Origin of the sequence: Clostridium sp. AWRP (genome assembly GCF_004006395.2) — a bacterium.
In the GTDB taxonomy this organism is placed as follows: domain Bacteria; phylum Bacillota; class Clostridia; order Clostridiales; family Clostridiaceae; genus Clostridium_B.
The window spans coordinates 3,787,557-3,802,740 of the sequence record NZ_CP029758.2 but is presented as its reverse complement, the minus strand read 5'-3'; the positions used below and the strand labels follow the sequence as shown (position 1 = coordinate 3,802,740).

At 30.3% G+C, this 15,184-nt stretch carries 18 protein-coding genes; 16 read left to right on the top strand and 2 right to left on the bottom strand.

Going from position 1 to position 15,184, the window contains the following annotated elements:
* The first annotated feature begins 20 nt into the window (after positions 1–20).
* From DMR38_RS21970 to DMR38_RS17675, 7 genes are all read left to right on the top strand, one after another.
* Positions 21–194 carry a hypothetical protein gene (locus tag DMR38_RS21970; RefSeq protein WP_175413053.1) on the top strand — a complete coding sequence of 58 codons (174 nt, stop codon included), beginning with the start codon at positions 21–23 and terminating at the stop codon, positions 192–194.
* 152 nt (positions 195–346) lie between these two features.
* Complete coding sequence (locus tag DMR38_RS17700) at positions 347–721, top strand: GntR family transcriptional regulator (RefSeq protein WP_013240153.1); 375 nt, start codon at positions 347–349, stop codon at positions 719–721.
* Positions 722–723: 2 nt separating this feature from the next.
* Positions 724–1,581: an ABC transporter ATP-binding protein gene (locus DMR38_RS17695; RefSeq protein ID WP_127722558.1), complete on the top strand. Its 858-nt coding sequence runs from the start codon at positions 724–726 to the stop codon at positions 1,579–1,581.
* Entirely contained in the window at positions 1,581–2,228 is a 648-nt protein-coding gene (locus DMR38_RS17690) for an ABC-2 transporter permease (RefSeq protein ID WP_127722556.1), read from the top strand. Before DMR38_RS17695 ends, DMR38_RS17690 begins: the two co-directional genes overlap by 1 nt.
* A gap of 53 nt (positions 2,229–2,281) precedes the next feature.
* A complete protein-coding gene (locus tag DMR38_RS17685; RefSeq protein WP_127722554.1) occupies positions 2,282–2,935 on the top strand; it encodes an ABC-2 transporter permease in 654 nt (217 codons plus the stop codon).
* Between the two features lie 171 nt (positions 2,936–3,106).
* Positions 3,107–4,207, top strand: a complete 1,101-nt coding sequence (locus DMR38_RS17680; RefSeq protein ID WP_127722552.1) for an FIST N-terminal domain-containing protein — start codon at positions 3,107–3,109, stop codon at positions 4,205–4,207.
* A gap of 18 nt (positions 4,208–4,225) precedes the next feature.
* Entirely contained in the window at positions 4,226–5,209 is a 984-nt protein-coding gene (locus tag DMR38_RS17675) for a methyl-accepting chemotaxis protein (RefSeq protein ID WP_127722550.1), read from the top strand.
* Positions 5,210–5,264: 55 nt separating this feature from the next.
* Here DMR38_RS17675 and DMR38_RS17670 read toward each other — a convergent pair whose 3' ends face one another.
* A complete protein-coding gene (locus DMR38_RS17670) occupies positions 5,265–5,507 on the bottom strand; it encodes an SHOCT domain-containing protein (protein ID WP_207670764.1) in 243 nt (80 codons plus the stop codon).
* A 267-nt stretch (positions 5,508–5,774) separates the two neighbouring features.
* Here DMR38_RS17670 and DMR38_RS17665 point away from each other — a divergent pair, with 267 nt between their 5' ends.
* The 3 genes from DMR38_RS17665 (at position 5,775) to DMR38_RS17655 (ending at position 9,015) form a co-directional block, all read left to right on the top strand.
* A complete protein-coding gene (locus DMR38_RS17665) occupies positions 5,775–6,332 on the top strand; it encodes a nitroreductase family protein (RefSeq protein WP_127722548.1) in 558 nt (185 codons plus the stop codon).
* A 434-nt stretch (positions 6,333–6,766) separates the two neighbouring features.
* Complete coding sequence (locus DMR38_RS17660) at positions 6,767–8,605, top strand: serine hydrolase (protein ID WP_127722546.1); 1,839 nt, start codon at positions 6,767–6,769, stop codon at positions 8,603–8,605.
* A 38-nt stretch (positions 8,606–8,643) separates the two neighbouring features.
* The gene (locus DMR38_RS17655; protein WP_127722544.1) at positions 8,644–9,015 is read left to right on the top strand and encodes a carboxymuconolactone decarboxylase family protein; all 372 of its coding nucleotides are present in this window, start codon (positions 8,644–8,646) and stop codon (positions 9,013–9,015) included.
* 55 nt (positions 9,016–9,070) lie between these two features.
* On the opposite strand, the gene DMR38_RS17650 is transcribed toward DMR38_RS17655, so the two are convergent.
* Complete coding sequence (locus DMR38_RS17650) at positions 9,071–10,222, bottom strand: PAS domain-containing protein (protein ID WP_127722542.1); 1,152 nt, start codon at positions 10,220–10,222, stop codon at positions 9,071–9,073.
* A gap of 271 nt (positions 10,223–10,493) precedes the next feature.
* Here DMR38_RS17650 and DMR38_RS17645 point away from each other — a divergent pair, with 271 nt between their 5' ends.
* The 6 genes from DMR38_RS17645 (at position 10,494) to DMR38_RS17620 (ending at position 15,163) form a co-directional block, all read left to right on the top strand.
* A complete protein-coding gene (locus DMR38_RS17645; protein WP_127722541.1) occupies positions 10,494–11,621 on the top strand; it encodes a response regulator in 1,128 nt (375 codons plus the stop codon).
* A 33-nt stretch (positions 11,622–11,654) separates the two neighbouring features.
* Positions 11,655–12,764 carry a response regulator gene (locus tag DMR38_RS17640; RefSeq protein WP_137440580.1) on the top strand — a complete coding sequence of 370 codons (1,110 nt, stop codon included), beginning with the start codon at positions 11,655–11,657 and terminating at the stop codon, positions 12,762–12,764.
* A 140-nt stretch (positions 12,765–12,904) separates the two neighbouring features.
* Positions 12,905–13,714 (top strand): STAS domain-containing protein, encoded by an 810-nt coding sequence (locus tag DMR38_RS17635; protein WP_127722539.1) that lies wholly within the window; start codon positions 12,905–12,907, stop codon positions 13,712–13,714.
* Positions 13,715–13,728: 14 nt separating this feature from the next.
* Positions 13,729–14,118 (top strand): STAS domain-containing protein, encoded by a 390-nt coding sequence (locus DMR38_RS17630; RefSeq protein ID WP_127722538.1) that lies wholly within the window; start codon positions 13,729–13,731, stop codon positions 14,116–14,118.
* Positions 14,118–14,576 (top strand): anti-sigma regulatory factor, encoded by a 459-nt coding sequence (locus DMR38_RS17625; protein WP_207670763.1) that lies wholly within the window; start codon positions 14,118–14,120, stop codon positions 14,574–14,576. The genes DMR38_RS17630 and DMR38_RS17625 overlap by 1 nt, the downstream gene beginning before the upstream one ends.
* On the top strand, positions 14,576–15,163 hold the full coding sequence (locus DMR38_RS17620) for a SpoIIE family protein phosphatase (protein WP_137440579.1): 588 nt from the start codon (positions 14,576–14,578) through the stop codon (positions 15,161–15,163). The genes DMR38_RS17625 and DMR38_RS17620 overlap by 1 nt, the downstream gene beginning before the upstream one ends.
* Positions 15,164–15,184 lie beyond the last annotated feature (21 nt).

Here is a 15,184-nt window from a genome sequence, read left to right as displayed (position 1 = left end):
ATGCTAAAAGGGGTATGGTTATGACCATAAAAGTTATAGTTAATTATCCAAAAACAGAAGAGGCTGTAGAAAAATTAAAGGCTGTTGAAGCTAAGATAGTTCTGGATTATCTTAAACGTATATTAAGTTTTGAGGATTTAAATAAGCTTATGCGAATGTTTGAAGATGAAGTTTCAAAAATTATAAGTAAATAAGAGAGCCTAGAAATTCCCTACTACGATGTAATAATTGTAGTAGAGAATTTTTTTATAATTTTCTATTGACAGAGCACATATATTGATATATTGTATATATATGATATATACAATATACATGAAATACATAATTTAAGATAAGGGGTGATTAGTTGGATATCATCATAAGCAACTCCAGCGATAAACCAATTTATGAACAAATATCAGCCCAAATAAAAAACATGATTATAAGTGGTTCACTGCCTGAAGGATATGCTCTGCCAAGCATGAGGCTTTTGGCTAAAGAACTGAGGATCAGTGTTATAACTACAAAACGTGCCTACACAGATTTAGAGAGAGATGGCTTTATTGAAACAGTAAAGGGAAAGGGAAGTTTTGTAGCAGGCAAAAATATGGAGATTATAAAAGAAGAACAGCTGCGCCTTGCAGAAGAACATTTACAAAAAGCTGTAGATCTTGCAAAGGTAAGTGGCATTAGATATGAGGAATTAGAAGATATTCTAAAATTATTATATAAAGGAGAATAATTATGGATGAAGCAATAAGTGTTAGGGGATTAAACAAAACTTATAAAAATTTTAGCTTGAAAAATGTTTCATTTTCTGTACCTAAAGGCAGTATTGTAGGATTTATAGGTGAGAATGGTGCGGGAAAAACTACTACATTAAAAGCTATTTTAAATTTGATTAGCAGGGAAAGTGGAGAGATAAAAATACTCGATCGTGACAATATAAAAGATGAAAAGTATATAAAAGAACAGATCGGTGTAGTTTTTGATGAAAGTAATTTTCATGACACTTTAAATGTAAAAAACATTTCAAAAATTATGGCAAAAATTTATAAGCAGTGGGACAGCAATCTCTTTTTTAGCTACCTGGATAAATTTCAAGTACCTAAAGATAAAATTGTAAAAGAATTTTCAAGAGGAATGAAGATGAAATTATGTATTGCTGCTGCACTGGCTCATAAGCCAAAACTTCTGATTTTGGATGAAGCAACAGGAGGCCTTGATCCTGTTGCCAGGGAAGAAATTCTTGATATATTTTTGGATTTTATTCAAGATGAAGAACATTCCATTTTGCTATCATCTCATGTAACCAGCGACCTTGATAAGATAGCAGATTACATTACTTTCATTCACGATGGACAGGTAGTTTTTAGCAAAAGCAAAGATGATTTGAGAGAGAATATGGGTATATTGAAGTGTGGAGCTTCAGATTTTAATAATCTTTCTAAAGAAGAATTTATAAATTATAGAAAAAATCAATTTGGGTATGAGGTTTTAATAAATGACAAATACGATTTTATAGAGAAGCATCCAAAACTTGTGGTGGACAACACTTCCATAGAAGATATCATGTTATTTTATATTAGGGGTGATAAATAATGAATGGGTTAATTTTGAAAGATTTATATAATTTGAAAAACAATGGAAAAAGTATAATTTTTGTGATTGTAGTGTTTAGTTTTGTATTTTTTTCACAGAATAATATAGGGTTTTTAACTGGTTATACAATACTTTTAGCAAGTATGCTTGTTATAAATACTATGTCATACGACAACATAGCAAAGTGGGACAAATATGCACTTACCATGCCAGTTACAAGAAAAGGCGTAGTATTCTCAAAATATATGGTTTCTATTATATCAAGTCTTATAGGGGCAGCAATAGCAGTAGGTTTATGTTTTGCCCAGGGAATTTATAGGCATAATTTAGATGTTATAGAAATATTAACAGTTACTGGAGTTGTACTGGCAATGGGATTTCTATTTATAAGTTTTATGTTACCTATTGTTTATAAGTTTGGAGTGGAAAAATCACGTATTTTTATATTTATAATATTCATTATACCTTTTGCTGTCATAATAGTTGGAAAATCTAAATTTGCAAAATTAAAACTTAGTCCTTTAGCTATACAGTATATGAACGTTATTTTGCAGTACTTGCCTATTATATTACTCTTAATAGCAATCTTAGTTATGGTAGTTTCCTATTCCATATCCGTAAAAGTATATAGTAACAAAGATATGTAACAAGTCTTATGACAGACGGATATCATGTTATTTTACATTAGGGGTGATAAATAATGAATGGGCTGATTTTGAAAGATTTGTATAACTTAAAAAATGGTGGAAGATCTTTGCTTATTGCAATTGTGGTCTTTAGTTTAATATATTTTTTACAGGGCGATAATTATAATATAGAAGTTTGGAATATATTTATAATACTTTTTGGAAGTATACTTATTGTAAACACTATGTCCTACGACAATACAGCAAAGTGGGATAAATATGCACTTACCATGCCGGTTACAAGAAGAGATGTAGTTCTCTCAAAATATATGGTTTCCATCATTGTAATTTTTATCGGAGTAGTACTAGCAACAGCTCTGAGTTTTGCCCAGGGAATTAGTAAACATAATTTAGATGTCATAAAAATATTTACAGTCAATGGAGCAGCCCTAGCAGGTGGGTTTTTCTTTATGAGTGTTACGCTGCCTGTTATTTATAAATTTGGAGTGGAAAAATCACGTATTGTTATATTTTTAGTTTTTTTAGGATCTGGTAGCGTAGCTATTGGCAGCTCTAAATTTGATAAATTAAGGTTTTCTTCTTTAACTGTACAGTATATACATATTATTTTGCAGCATTTGCCTGGTATAGTACTTTTAATAGCAATTTTAGTTATGCTGATTTCCTATTCTATATCCCTTAGGATATATTCTAATAAAGATATGTAAAAAAATCTAATGAAAAGATTACTTTTTAATGGTTTGTATATAGTTAAAAAGTAATCTTTTTTATTATTGAAAAATGTAGAAATTTGCAGAGTAAAGGATTACAATTATACTATAAAAAATGCAAAATTGTCTTATAAAAGATATACTTTGAGAAAAAGGAGAGATTTAAAGATGATTAAGACGAAAATTGGAAGAGGAAAATCTAATAATCTCCAGTCAGCATTAGAAGAAGCTACTCAAGATTTTGTTACTCCTAAGTTGATAGTTTATTATACGAGCAAGGGACGATTTGAACAATTTAGCAAATTACTACATGACAAATTTCCAAATTCCATATTAATTGGTTCTTCTGCATATAGAGAAATTTGCAGGTACGGACTTACGAACGGTGCACTGCTTGCCATGAGTTTTGAAGATGGTATAGAATGCTTTGCAGGTGTAATTGAAGATATAGATAAGTATCCAGTGAAGTATATTCAGAGGGTACAAAATTCCATCAGTAAATTAAAAAATACAGATAATACAGTATGTCTTGAATTTTGTGTTGGGACAACCAATAGTGAAGAAAAGGTATTGTCAACTATTAATTCTTTGTTAGAAGTATATGGAATACCTCTATTTGGAGGAACTTCAGCAGATGACGGAGAATTTCAAACTACTTATGTAGGATTAAATGGAAAGGTATACAGTAATAATTGTGTATTTGTGCTAATCAGAAACTTAGGTGGAAAAATAAAAATATATAAGGAAAATATATTTAAGAAAACAAATCACTCCTTTTTGGTTACTAAAGTAGATCCCAAAAAGAGGATTGTGTATGAACTTAATGAAAGACCCTGTGCTGAAGTCATTGCTGAAAGTTTAAATGTTCCTGTAAGTAGTATTAGAGAACTACTTGATACTCATCCACTGGGAAGAGTTGTAGGTAATGACCTATACATTTCAGCAAATAGGAATCTAATTGATGATAAGGCAATTTCCTATTACAGCAGAATATATAAAAATACCAGTGTGATTTTACTTGAGCCGGATAATTATAAAGAAATATTAAAATCTACCATAGCTAAAATAAATAATGATTTTGACCATATTTCATGCGCAATTATGATCAACTGTGTTGCGAGAACTATGTTTTTTGAACAGGAAGGGTTCGCAGAGAAATTTGCAAAACAATTAGGTGAACTTGGAGATTATATAGGATTTGCAAGCTATGGTGAACAAATGGGGGATTATCATTTTAATCAAACTATGGTAGTTGGTGTTTTTGAATAAATACAAGGGAGGACATGTATGCTTAAAATATTTAAAAGAAATGAAGAAGAGGATATGGTAGATAGCAGCTGCAGTGAAGAAAATAGAGTTAAGTCAAATGTTGATATTGATGAGAATAAATACATTAATTATAGTTTGAATTATATACAAGAAAGAATGTCAAACCTTATGGATAGTGAAATTACAATATCAAAGGCTGTACATGATGTTTCAAATACATTTAATCAAGTTTCTCAAAGTATAAGTAAAATAGAAGATGTACTAAATAACTTCAATGATAATTTCAGTTATTTTACGACAAGTTCAAATAATATAAATGCGGCTGCAGATAATTCCATAAAATCTTTAGATGATGCCAAAGTTATTGTTGGTGATTTAGAGAAAAAAATGAGTAATATTCAAAGCAGTATGAATGAATTTACAGATATGTTTAAAACACTTGAAAGTTCTTTTAATGATATAGGAGAATTATCAAGCAATATTAGTGACATAGCTAATGAGACAAATCTCTTGGCTTTAAACGCTAATATAGAAGCAGCAAGGGCTGGAGAAGCAGGAAAAGGATTTGCAGTTGTTGCTGGAGAAGTTGGAAAACTTGCAGATTCAACTAAAGAATTGGTAGAAGGAATAAATAGAAAGATGGCAGGTATGAATGACAACTTGGTCAAATTATCTGGAGCTATAAAAAATTCTAGTTCAGCTTTAAATGAAGGAATATCCTCCGCAGAAAGTACAGAACAAGTTTTTAAAGAAATTCTTAATTCATCTAAAGAAGTAAAAGAAAGATCGGGAGAAATTAGTGGTTCTATAAATAGCAATGAGAAACAAGTTGAAGAAATATCAAATGATATAAGGAACATAGTTAATTCTTCAAGAATTGTAAAAAATGAAATTGGTGATTTAAATATGCAGTCATCTCAAAAATCAGCAATATTTTCAGATATAATCAATTTTTTAGAACAGCTTGATTCTATTTTTGTAGAAAAGATGAAAGAGAAGTAATACAGATGAAATTAAAAAATACCAGGTGATTCTTACTGGTATTTTTTACATAATGTTATGATTGAATTTGTGATTTCTTGTTTCTATACTCTTCTTCAGTTAATTCTCCTCTGGCATACCTTTCATTAAGTATGTTTAAGGCATTATTGTTTCCAGACGACGGTTGATTATTTGGCTTACTTGATTGATGAAGGTAGCGTATAAGAGCCACAGCAGCTAAAATTGTTAAGGCAATCATACATATCATCATAAAAATTCCCCAGCCGTATCCCATCATTCCATATCCATAATAACCCATTATTAATATCACCTTCACTTTTTATTGAAAAATAGTTATTAATTTAATTATTTGAATCATATATAAAAATTATTCCTATAAATTTTTTGGTATTTTTTATTGACAAGAAAAGAAAAATAAAATATAAAGAGATTAGGAATATAGAATACTAACTATTAAAAACTCAACTTTCACAGCAACTATTAATTCTTCATTCTTAACTATTAATTAAAATTTCATATATCTGAAGATTGAGTTAAAAAAGTAGGTCTTGAAAGGGGTAATAAAATGGAAGTTTTAGAATGCATTAGCAGTAAAAGAAGTGTTCGAGCATATACAGATGAAGTAATATCTAAAGAAACTATAACTAATCTTATAGAGCTTGGAACAAAAGCTTCAACTGGATCAGGTCTTGAACCATGGGGATTTGTAGTTATTCAGGACAAAAAGGAAATAGATTCTTTATCTGAAGCTACTAAACAGTATTTATTGAAACATATTGAAGAATATCCCCACTTAAGTCAGTATGAAAGTTGGCTAAACAATCCTAAATATAATATATTTAATAATGCAGGTACAGTACTAGTTATTTACGGAAATAAAGAATCTCACTGGCATGTTTATGACTGCAGTCTTGCAGCAGGAAATATTATGCTTGCAGCTCACAGCATGGGAATTGGAACTTGCTGGATTGGATTTGCAGAAGTTCTATTAAATACAAAAGAATTTAAAGAAAAACATGGTGTACCTGAAAACTACGAATTGGTTTCTACCATGAGTATGGGATATATGAAAACTAAATTGACTCCACCAGAAAGAAAAAAACCTTTAATATTTTCTAAGTAAAATCTTTATAGAGTTTTCAGATTGAAAGTTAGCTTATATCGAATCATGTAATAACAAATTTTATCACTATAGGTATCAAAGAGATTACAGCTTCAATAATTAGCTGTGAACTCTTTGATTTTTTTCTTAGAACTCCTTTATTGTAAATAGTTTTAAGATTATAATAAAGGAAGAAATAATATATAATACATTATGAAAATGGTGAAATTAGTCTTAAGTTTTTCTTAAGACTTTCTTTAATATTATTTATTGAAATTGCGGTATAATTTAGGTATATAGGAAATTAAATTATACATTGACATATATATCATTAAATGCTTTATTTACAATATATCATTTAATGATATATTGATAAGGGGGGAATTTTATTGAAGGCAAGTCACATTTGTAAAATGCAATCCCTCAATCAAAAATTTGAAGGGATGGATGTGTAAATGATTAAAAAGTGTATATCAGGTCTTCTTGTATCGCTTACCCTTGTTACTTATTCAGCTGTAACGCCTGTAAGTGCACAAGTAATTGTTGCGACAGGAACAGCTATAACTGCATCTAAAACTAGTTCAATTGTAGTAAAGGTAAATGATAAGGTAATTGTATTAGATTCAAAACCATACGTGGATTCAAATTCAAAAATTATGATGCCGCTTATTCCAATACTTCAACAAATCAGAAGTGATGCTGTCTTACAGGTTAAAGGTGGTAATATTACAATAAAAGGTTCTAATTTAAATGTTACATTTAAAAGTGGATATAAGGAAGTAACTGCTGATGGTAAGGCTATTACGCTTTCCACAAAGTCAATGGTAAATAATGGACAAGTTTATGTACCACTTGAGTTTTTTAGTGAAGTATTTAATGAATTAGTTGATTGGGACAGTACTACTCAGATAGTCAAAATATCTGATATGAAAAAAAATACTGAAGATAGCTTCAATAAGCAATTAGTTTATGCAAATGATAAAATAATTGCTGCAAAGTTGGATGATTATTTAACTGCCTTACAAAAATCAGATAACTTTCATGGCAGTGTTTTAGTTGCTAAGGATGGAAATATACTCTTAAATAGAGGGTATGGTATGGCAAACTTCGAACAAAATATTAAAAATACATCTCAGACTAGATTCTTGATAGGATCAATGACAAAACAATTTACAGCAATGGCAATAATGCAGCTTGAACAAAAGGGACTCTTAAGTGAACAAGATAAACTTTCAAAGTATGTACCTGATTTTCCGCGTGGAGATGAAATAACTATCCACAATTTACTTACTCATACATCTGGTATTAAAAGTTTAAATGAGATGCCTGGATTTTTGAATATGAAGCCTGAGGACTTGCAAAATATAAATACTGCAATTAACTTTTTTAAGAATAAACCTCTTGATTTTAAACCAGGTACTCAATTTGAATATTCTAATTCGGGATATTTATTGCTTGGATATATAATTGAAAAAGTAAGTGGAATGAATTATGAAAACTATTTAAATAAAAATATATTTAAACCACTGAATATGAATGATACGGGAATTGGCTATATGGGAAAAGAAAAAATGTATAATTCAAGTGGATATCAAGGATACTTAGATGTAACACCAATAAGTGATGAAATTATAGTTGATGGTGTACATGGAGCAGGTAATTTATATTCTACTACAGAAGACTTATATAGATGGAATATGGCACTTGATACAGAAAAGCTTGTAAGCAAGAAAACTATGGACAAAGTGTTTTCAAAGTATGTTGAAATGGCAAAAGGAAGCGGCATCTACTATGGATATGGCTGGATGATAGCTGACGGAGATAATGGTCATGAGGTTTTTCATGATGGAAATGTACTTGGCTTTACAAGCAATATAGCAAGGTATACAGATAAAGGCTTAAGTATAATAATACTTACAAATTCAGGGTACTATACTATAAATCCGCTTACATACGTGCTTTCAAATATAGCACTTGGAAAAAATAATTATAGTATGCCAAAAGCAAAAAATGTTATAAAACTTGATAATAGTGTATTAAATAAATATGTAGGTAAATATAAATCTAAGGATATGGGAAATATTTCAATAACAAATAAAGGTGGACACCTTTATTATTTAGCAGATGGAACAAATCAAAAATACGAGCTTTTTGCTGAATCTCAAGATAAATTCTTTATGAGAATTTTATATGGAGATACTACATTTGATAAAAATTCAAATGGACAAATTACAGGTATTACCATTAACATGCCTGGTTATGGAATGCAGTATCATGGTGATAAAATTAATTAGAAATTAAACAATATGTTATGAAAATGGGGGAATTAATTGTGAAAGATTTAGAAAGCATACTTGATTATTATAAGAATGAATTGAAATGGGATCCGCCTTTTGCTAAGGCTCTATCTAAATATTGTCCTGATGGATTAAAGGGTTATTTAACCATGCGTGAATCGGTTCAAGAAGGACATTTACCTAAAAAAACAAGAGAATTAATTTTTGCCATATTGGATAGTTTAGATGATGAAGTAAGTGGTGCAAAGTCACATGCTGTTGCTGCCATAGAAGCAGGTTTGACTATGGAAGAATTAGTAGAAGCATTTGTGATTGTAACTATTGTTAAAGGTATTAATGTTTTATGTAAAGCAGGCGTGGAGGCAATAAACGCAGCAGAGAAAAGATTTGAAGAAATAAACTCCTAATGCATATGCTTAAAAGTGGGACTTACTGTGATAAAGTAAGTCCCTATATTTTTAATTAATCATTATTCATTACAGCATTATATAGATGCTGCATAACAGAACTTGGTTCAATTCCCAATTCAGTTTTATATAGTTTCTTTATATGATTATAATGTCTGATAAATGATATTCGGTCTTTCATAATGAAATATAATTTTAGACACATTTCATTTACGTATTCGTCTAAAGAATATATTTTAAAGGCATTGAGAATTGTTTTTTCAGCCTCAATATAATTATTTGTTTTCATATAATAGTCCATTAAAAGTTTTATTAATTTATGATATTTTATTGAATATAATTCTTTCTGAGTAAAAGACCAGACAAAGTCATTTCCTTCCAAATAGCGATTTTTATATAATAAAAATGCTTTTTTATATTTTCCTATTGTATTTTCAGTTATGTTTGTATAGGAATTTACAATATAATCAAATTCTATAATGTCAATATATACATTTGAAAGAGTAAACCAATAGCAGCCGTTTATGAATTCAATATGGAAATTTATATTAGCTGAATTTAAAGTTTGTTTCATCTTATACAGGGTTGTATGTAATCGATTGTTAACTTTATCAGGGCTGCATTCCGCCCAAAGGGTATCACAAATTTCCCATTTAGAAATTTTTTGATTGCGATTCTGTAATAAATATGCAAATAATTCTTCGGATTTTTTTGTACGCCATTTTATAGGAGAATTACTGTTATTTCCGTAAACCAATAATTTTCCAAAGCAATATATGCGGCTTTTATTGGCTAGATTTTCATTATAAGCTACGGGTCTTGATACACCTAGAATGTCAACACTATTTGTTTCCTCATTATGGATAAACTTGGTTGAGATTTCTATTTTTCTTATTGTTCCATCTTTGCAATATTGATCATATATATCTGTAATTTCACGTCTATCTCCAGCCAGAAAATTGGACAACTTATCCAAATGCAAAGATTTTGCCATCTTAAGTGATTCAGGAGTCAAACAATCCTCAAGCTTTTCATTCATTGCTTCCTCTACAGTTAATCCTCTTAAATTAAAAATAGAAGGACTAATATATTTAAATCGCTTATTTGCCCAATCAAATAACCATATACATTCAATTGTGTTCTCCGCAATTAGTTTATATTTTCTTATTAATTTTAAGTATTCTTCTGAACTATCAAAAGTATCCATACTTTTCACCTAATTTTTATTATTTCCTGTTAATCAATGCTTTTATGCAGTTTAAATTTATACTAATCATAAGTCGCATATTTAGAAAATACAAGAATATTGGAATAACATCCAATAAATTTCTAGTAAACACGTAACATTTTTAATGTGCCCAAAAAAGAAGATTTAAATTGCCAGCATGATGACAGTGTTCAGAAAATGTTCAGAATATATCTGTATAATTAAAATAGAAGTATATATGGTGTAATAGATTCAGAGGAGGAAATTTTTGATGAAAAAACTTTCGGAATGTACAGTTTTAATTGTAGACGATACAGAAGAAAATTTAGACATTCTTGTAGAGGCACTTGCCGATGATTATGAAGTTTCAGTAGCAACGGATGGAGAAACTGCACTAGAAAGTGTGAATATGGAAATACCAGATATTATTTTGTTAGATATTATGATGCCAGGAATGGATGGTTATGAGGTGTGCAGGCGGATTAAGGCAAATGAAAATACAAAAGATATTCCTATTATTTTTTTAACAGCCATTACAGATGTAAAGAGCAAAGCAAAGGGATTTGAATTGGGGGCTGTGGATTATATAATAAAACCTTTTGAAATTCTTGAGGTGAAAGCCAGGGTACGTACTCATTTGTCTCTGGAGTTTGTTAAATATGAGCTGTCACAAAAAAATCAAATTCTTCGGAAAAAAACAGTAGAGCTTCAAGCTGCAGTTAATGAACTTGAAGCTTTTTCCTATACTGTATCCCATGATTTGAAATCACCTATAAGAGCCATTCAAACATATAGTAAAATAATTCTTCAAAAGCATCATAAAACACTAGATGATGATACAAATGAAATGGTTAGTGATGTTGAAAATATATGCAGCAATATGATTTGTATGATTGAAAAACTGCTGGAATATTCCAAGATGGCCCATTCAGATGTTTGTAAAGAATCAGTAGATATTGGTAAAATGTTTAATGACGCTTTTCAGCAGTGTAAATCTGTTTGCCCAGAGCGGCTTATTGAGTTTGAATTTGAAACTGGAATTCCTACTGCTTTAGCAGATGCAATTTTGATAAAGCAAGTTATTTACAATGTAATTTCTAATGCCATAAAGTTTACTAGAAATAAGAAAAGAGCACTTATTGTTGCTGGCTGCGAAAGGGGAACAAACGAATATATTTTTTATGTACGGGATAATGGTGCAGGAATCAATATGGAGTTTTCAGGAAAATTATTTGGAATTTTTCAAAGGTTGCATTCACCAGATGAGTTTGAAGGAAATGGGATAGGACTTGCTACAGTGAGAAAAATAATTCAAAAACATGGTGGAAGAACATGGATTGAGGGTAAAGTGAATGAAGGAACAACATTATATTTTACTTTACCAATTAGTAGAGATTAACGTGTGCATTTTAGTGAAAAGAGGTGATATAGGTTGTTTCAAGTTATGATTGTAGATGATATGCAAATTATGAGAAGAGAATTAAAAAGATTAAGAATATGGGGTGAAAAGAGTGGGTTTGTTGTTTCTCAAGAAGCAAAAGATGGACAAGATGCTGTTGGAAAATTGAAGAAGCAAAAAGTCGACCTTGTAATTACAGACATTAAAATGCCAGTTGCAGATGGCATAGATCTTTTAAAAAAGATTATTAATAAAGAACTGTGCTATTGTGTTGTCCTATTAAGTGAATACAGCGAATTTGAATATGCAAGGCAAGGTATTGTATATGGGGCCTTTGATTATATTGTAAAACCCATAGATGATGAAAAAATGGAAAAATTACTTTTAAAGGCTGGTAAGTACATAGAAAAAAAGAAACTTGAAAAAGAAAAGGTAAAAAAATTGGAAACTGAGCTTGAAGAAAAAGTAGAAATCTTTTATTCTCCAGAAGATGTTGAAAAGATAGTAAAGCTATTTAAAAATGTAGATGTAAAAGTAGTAGAAGTCTCATCTAATTTAGTTGAGACAATTGGAGCGGCAGTTAATTATGATTCACTAAAGGTAGCATATGTTCTAAAGAAAATTACATCAACTTTAATAGAATCGTTAAAAGAAATTTATCCCTGGCTGGAGAAACTTGTACTTATATCAAAGTACAGTGATGTTGATTTTACGCATGTTTCCAAGTTTTCAGATATGGAAAGGGCTTTTCTAAAAATAATAAGAGAACTTATTACAACTATCAGCAAGTTTCAATTTAGAAGTGAAATGAATAGTATGATTCGTAACATATGTAAAATAATTCTCCAGCGTATAGATACTGAAGTTTCAGTTAAAATTATAGCAGATCAAATGTTTTTAAACCAATCTTATTTAAGTACGTTGTATAAGGAAAAAACGGGGAAGTCACTTGTAGAATATATAACTATGGTTAAAATGGAAAGGGCAAAGATACTTTTTCATGATAGCAATATAAAAAATTATGAAATTGCCAGTAAATTGGGATATAAAGATGTTGAGTACTTTGGCAAATTATTCAAGAAGTATACAGGGATGACGCCCTCAAAATTTAAAGCCAGCTGCATAGCTATAGAAAATAGTTAAAACTAGTTTTTTTCCTGTTATAAACTTGATATTTTTCATTATCATAATGAGGGTATCTTTGTATAATATATTTAAAGCAAATGTCAAAGGGTTATTCCATAGAAGTTATAAATATTAAAAATTATTGAGGGGTAAAAATTATGGAAGATATTGTTCAAAATTTTCAGGAAGCAAATACCATGATTAAGATGGAGATTTTAGATCAAATTCCAACTACAGTAATGGCTGTAGACAAGGAGTTAAGAATAACTTATATAAATCATGCTGGTTTGAAGATTATAGGTAAGAAATGGAAAAATATTTTAGGTAAGAAATGCTGTGATATTTGGAAATCTTTGCACTGTAATACAGATGAATGCTGCATGCGTAAAGTAATAGAAAGTGGAAAAATGTATTCTGCACAGAATGAAATAACAATAGGTGATTTGAAGAAGCCTGTTGAATATCATATGGTACCTTTAAGGAATGAAAAAGAAGGTGTAATTGGAGGAATTGAATTTTTTATTGATATAACAGAGAGAGTTCGCTACGAAGAAAGATTGAAAGAACAAAGTCGTACTATTAGAGAAATGTCTACACCTACTATAGAATTATGGGATGGAGTGTTGGTTCTTCCAGTAGTAGGTGTTGTAGATTCTATGAGAGCACAGCATATGATGGACAGCATGTTAAACAAGATTGCAGAGACCTATTCAAAGGTGATTATCATGGATATTCAAGGTGTGGCTGCTGTAGATACTGCAGTGGCAAATCATCTTATTAAAATAACAAGAGCTACGAAGCTTATGGGATGTGAATGTATACTTTCAGGTATTACTCCTGCAGTTGCACAAACTATAATTCAGCTTGGAATTAATATGGACAATATAAAAACAAAATCTACTTTAAGTGATGCTCTTTCAGAGGCCTTCACAATACTAAATTTAGAAGTAAAAAATAAAAAAGAATAATAGGAAGAAAATATATGGATGATTTTAATAGTAGTTTAAATACATCTGTTACAGTAGTAGACGGATGCCTTATTGTGACTTTACCAAATGATATTACGGATGATGATATAAAAATAAGCAGCAGCAGTATACTTGTGAGAGCAAATAAATCTTACATAAAGGGAGCAATATTGGATTTTAGCACAGTATATATGCTTGACTTTTATAGCTTTAGAGCCTTTGAAAAAATATCAAAGGCAATTTCACTTATGGGGGTTATGGTTGTGTGGATTGGTCTGAGTCCTGGAATAGTATCTTCTTTAATGGATTTGAATGTGGATATAAGTCATATAAAAGCTGCAGTAAATTTAGAGCAGGGGCTTAAAATGATTTCAAACGATGGTGAGAGTAGGAGTAAAAAGTAATGGATAAATTAGAAGAATTTAGCCTTTTCCATAGAAAAGATATAAATGTATTAGAATCAAAAATAGTAAACTTATCAGAGGTATATGATAACGAGTATGCAATATTTATTACAAGGCAAATGTCGGTAAAAGCAGGTTTTACCTGTGCTGATGAAGTAATGATTGCTACAGCAGCGTCAGAGTTATCCACAAATATTATTCGCTATGCAAAACAAGGATATATTACTATCAGCATTATTTGTGATTTCAACTATGAGAAAAAGGGAATCGAATTGTATGCAAATGATTTTGGACCTGGAATAAGAGACATAGAACTTGCTATGAAGGAAGAATATAGTTCACTGCCCAATAGTTTAGGACTGGGACTTCCGAGTGTAAAAAGGATTATGGATGAGTTTGGTATAGAATCTTTGCCAGAAAGAGGAACTCGTGTTATTGCACGAAAGTGGATGAGATAATGCCAAATGTTGATTTTGGAATGTGTGTTGAAGCTCTGCTTGAATCTGAAGAGGAATGCGGCGATATAGCAGTAATGAAGAAGTATAAGGATCACTGTTTTGTTGCACTTATTGATGTGCTTGGACATGGCTCAGAAGCTAGAAAAGTAGCACTTTTAGCAAAAAAATATTTGGAGTACAGCTTTGAAAATGAAGTTACAGAAATTATGAATGGACTTCATTACTATTTAAAGGGAACAAGAGGTGCTGTGGCAGCAGTATGCCAACTAAATATTTCTACTGGGAAACTAACTTATGCCGGCATAGGTAATATTATTGTAAGAATTTTTGGAGCAAAACCAATGAGGTTTACCCCAAAGGATGGAATAGTTGGATATATAATGGCAAGTCCTGAAAAACATACTGTAAAATTATATCCAAATGATATTCTTATCATGCATTCTGATGGAATTAAGGAACACTTTGATGCACTTGAATGTGCAGATTTATTAAAGAAAAATTCAGAGGATATTGCTTGTGGTATTTTAAAAAAGTTTGGAAAAGAAAACGATGATGCATCCTGTGTGGTATTAAAATATTCAGTTTAGAATTTTAAAAGAGGTAGAGGA

Coding starts and splice junctions, on each gene's coding strand:
- DMR38_RS17620 (WP_137440579.1), top strand. CDS start 14,576: ATGCCAAATGTTGATTTTGGAATGTGTGTTGAAGCTCTGCTTGAATCT.
- DMR38_RS17670 (WP_207670764.1), bottom strand. CDS start 5,507: ATGGGTTATTATGGATATGGAATGATGGGATACGGCTGGGGAATTTTT.
- DMR38_RS17635 (WP_127722539.1), top strand. CDS start 12,905: ATGGAAGATATTGTTCAAAATTTTCAGGAAGCAAATACCATGATTAAG.
- DMR38_RS17660 (WP_127722546.1), top strand. CDS start 6,767: ATGATTAAAAAGTGTATATCAGGTCTTCTTGTATCGCTTACCCTTGTT.
- DMR38_RS17630 (WP_127722538.1), top strand. CDS start 13,729: ATGGATGATTTTAATAGTAGTTTAAATACATCTGTTACAGTAGTAGAC.
- DMR38_RS17675 (WP_127722550.1), top strand. CDS start 4,226: ATGCTTAAAATATTTAAAAGAAATGAAGAAGAGGATATGGTAGATAGC.
- DMR38_RS17685 (WP_127722554.1), top strand. CDS start 2,282: ATGAATGGGCTGATTTTGAAAGATTTGTATAACTTAAAAAATGGTGGA.
- DMR38_RS17680 (WP_127722552.1), top strand. CDS start 3,107: ATGATTAAGACGAAAATTGGAAGAGGAAAATCTAATAATCTCCAGTCA.
- DMR38_RS17695 (WP_127722558.1), top strand. CDS start 724: ATGGATGAAGCAATAAGTGTTAGGGGATTAAACAAAACTTATAAAAAT.
- DMR38_RS17650 (WP_127722542.1), bottom strand. CDS start 10,222: ATGGATACTTTTGATAGTTCAGAAGAATACTTAAAATTAATAAGAAAA.
- DMR38_RS17665 (WP_127722548.1), top strand. CDS start 5,775: ATGGAAGTTTTAGAATGCATTAGCAGTAAAAGAAGTGTTCGAGCATAT.
- DMR38_RS21970 (WP_175413053.1), top strand. CDS start 21: ATGACCATAAAAGTTATAGTTAATTATCCAAAAACAGAAGAGGCTGTA.
- DMR38_RS17645 (WP_127722541.1), top strand. CDS start 10,494: ATGAAAAAACTTTCGGAATGTACAGTTTTAATTGTAGACGATACAGAA.
- DMR38_RS17625 (WP_207670763.1), top strand. CDS start 14,118: ATGGATAAATTAGAAGAATTTAGCCTTTTCCATAGAAAAGATATAAAT.
- DMR38_RS17690 (WP_127722556.1), top strand. CDS start 1,581: ATGAATGGGTTAATTTTGAAAGATTTATATAATTTGAAAAACAATGGA.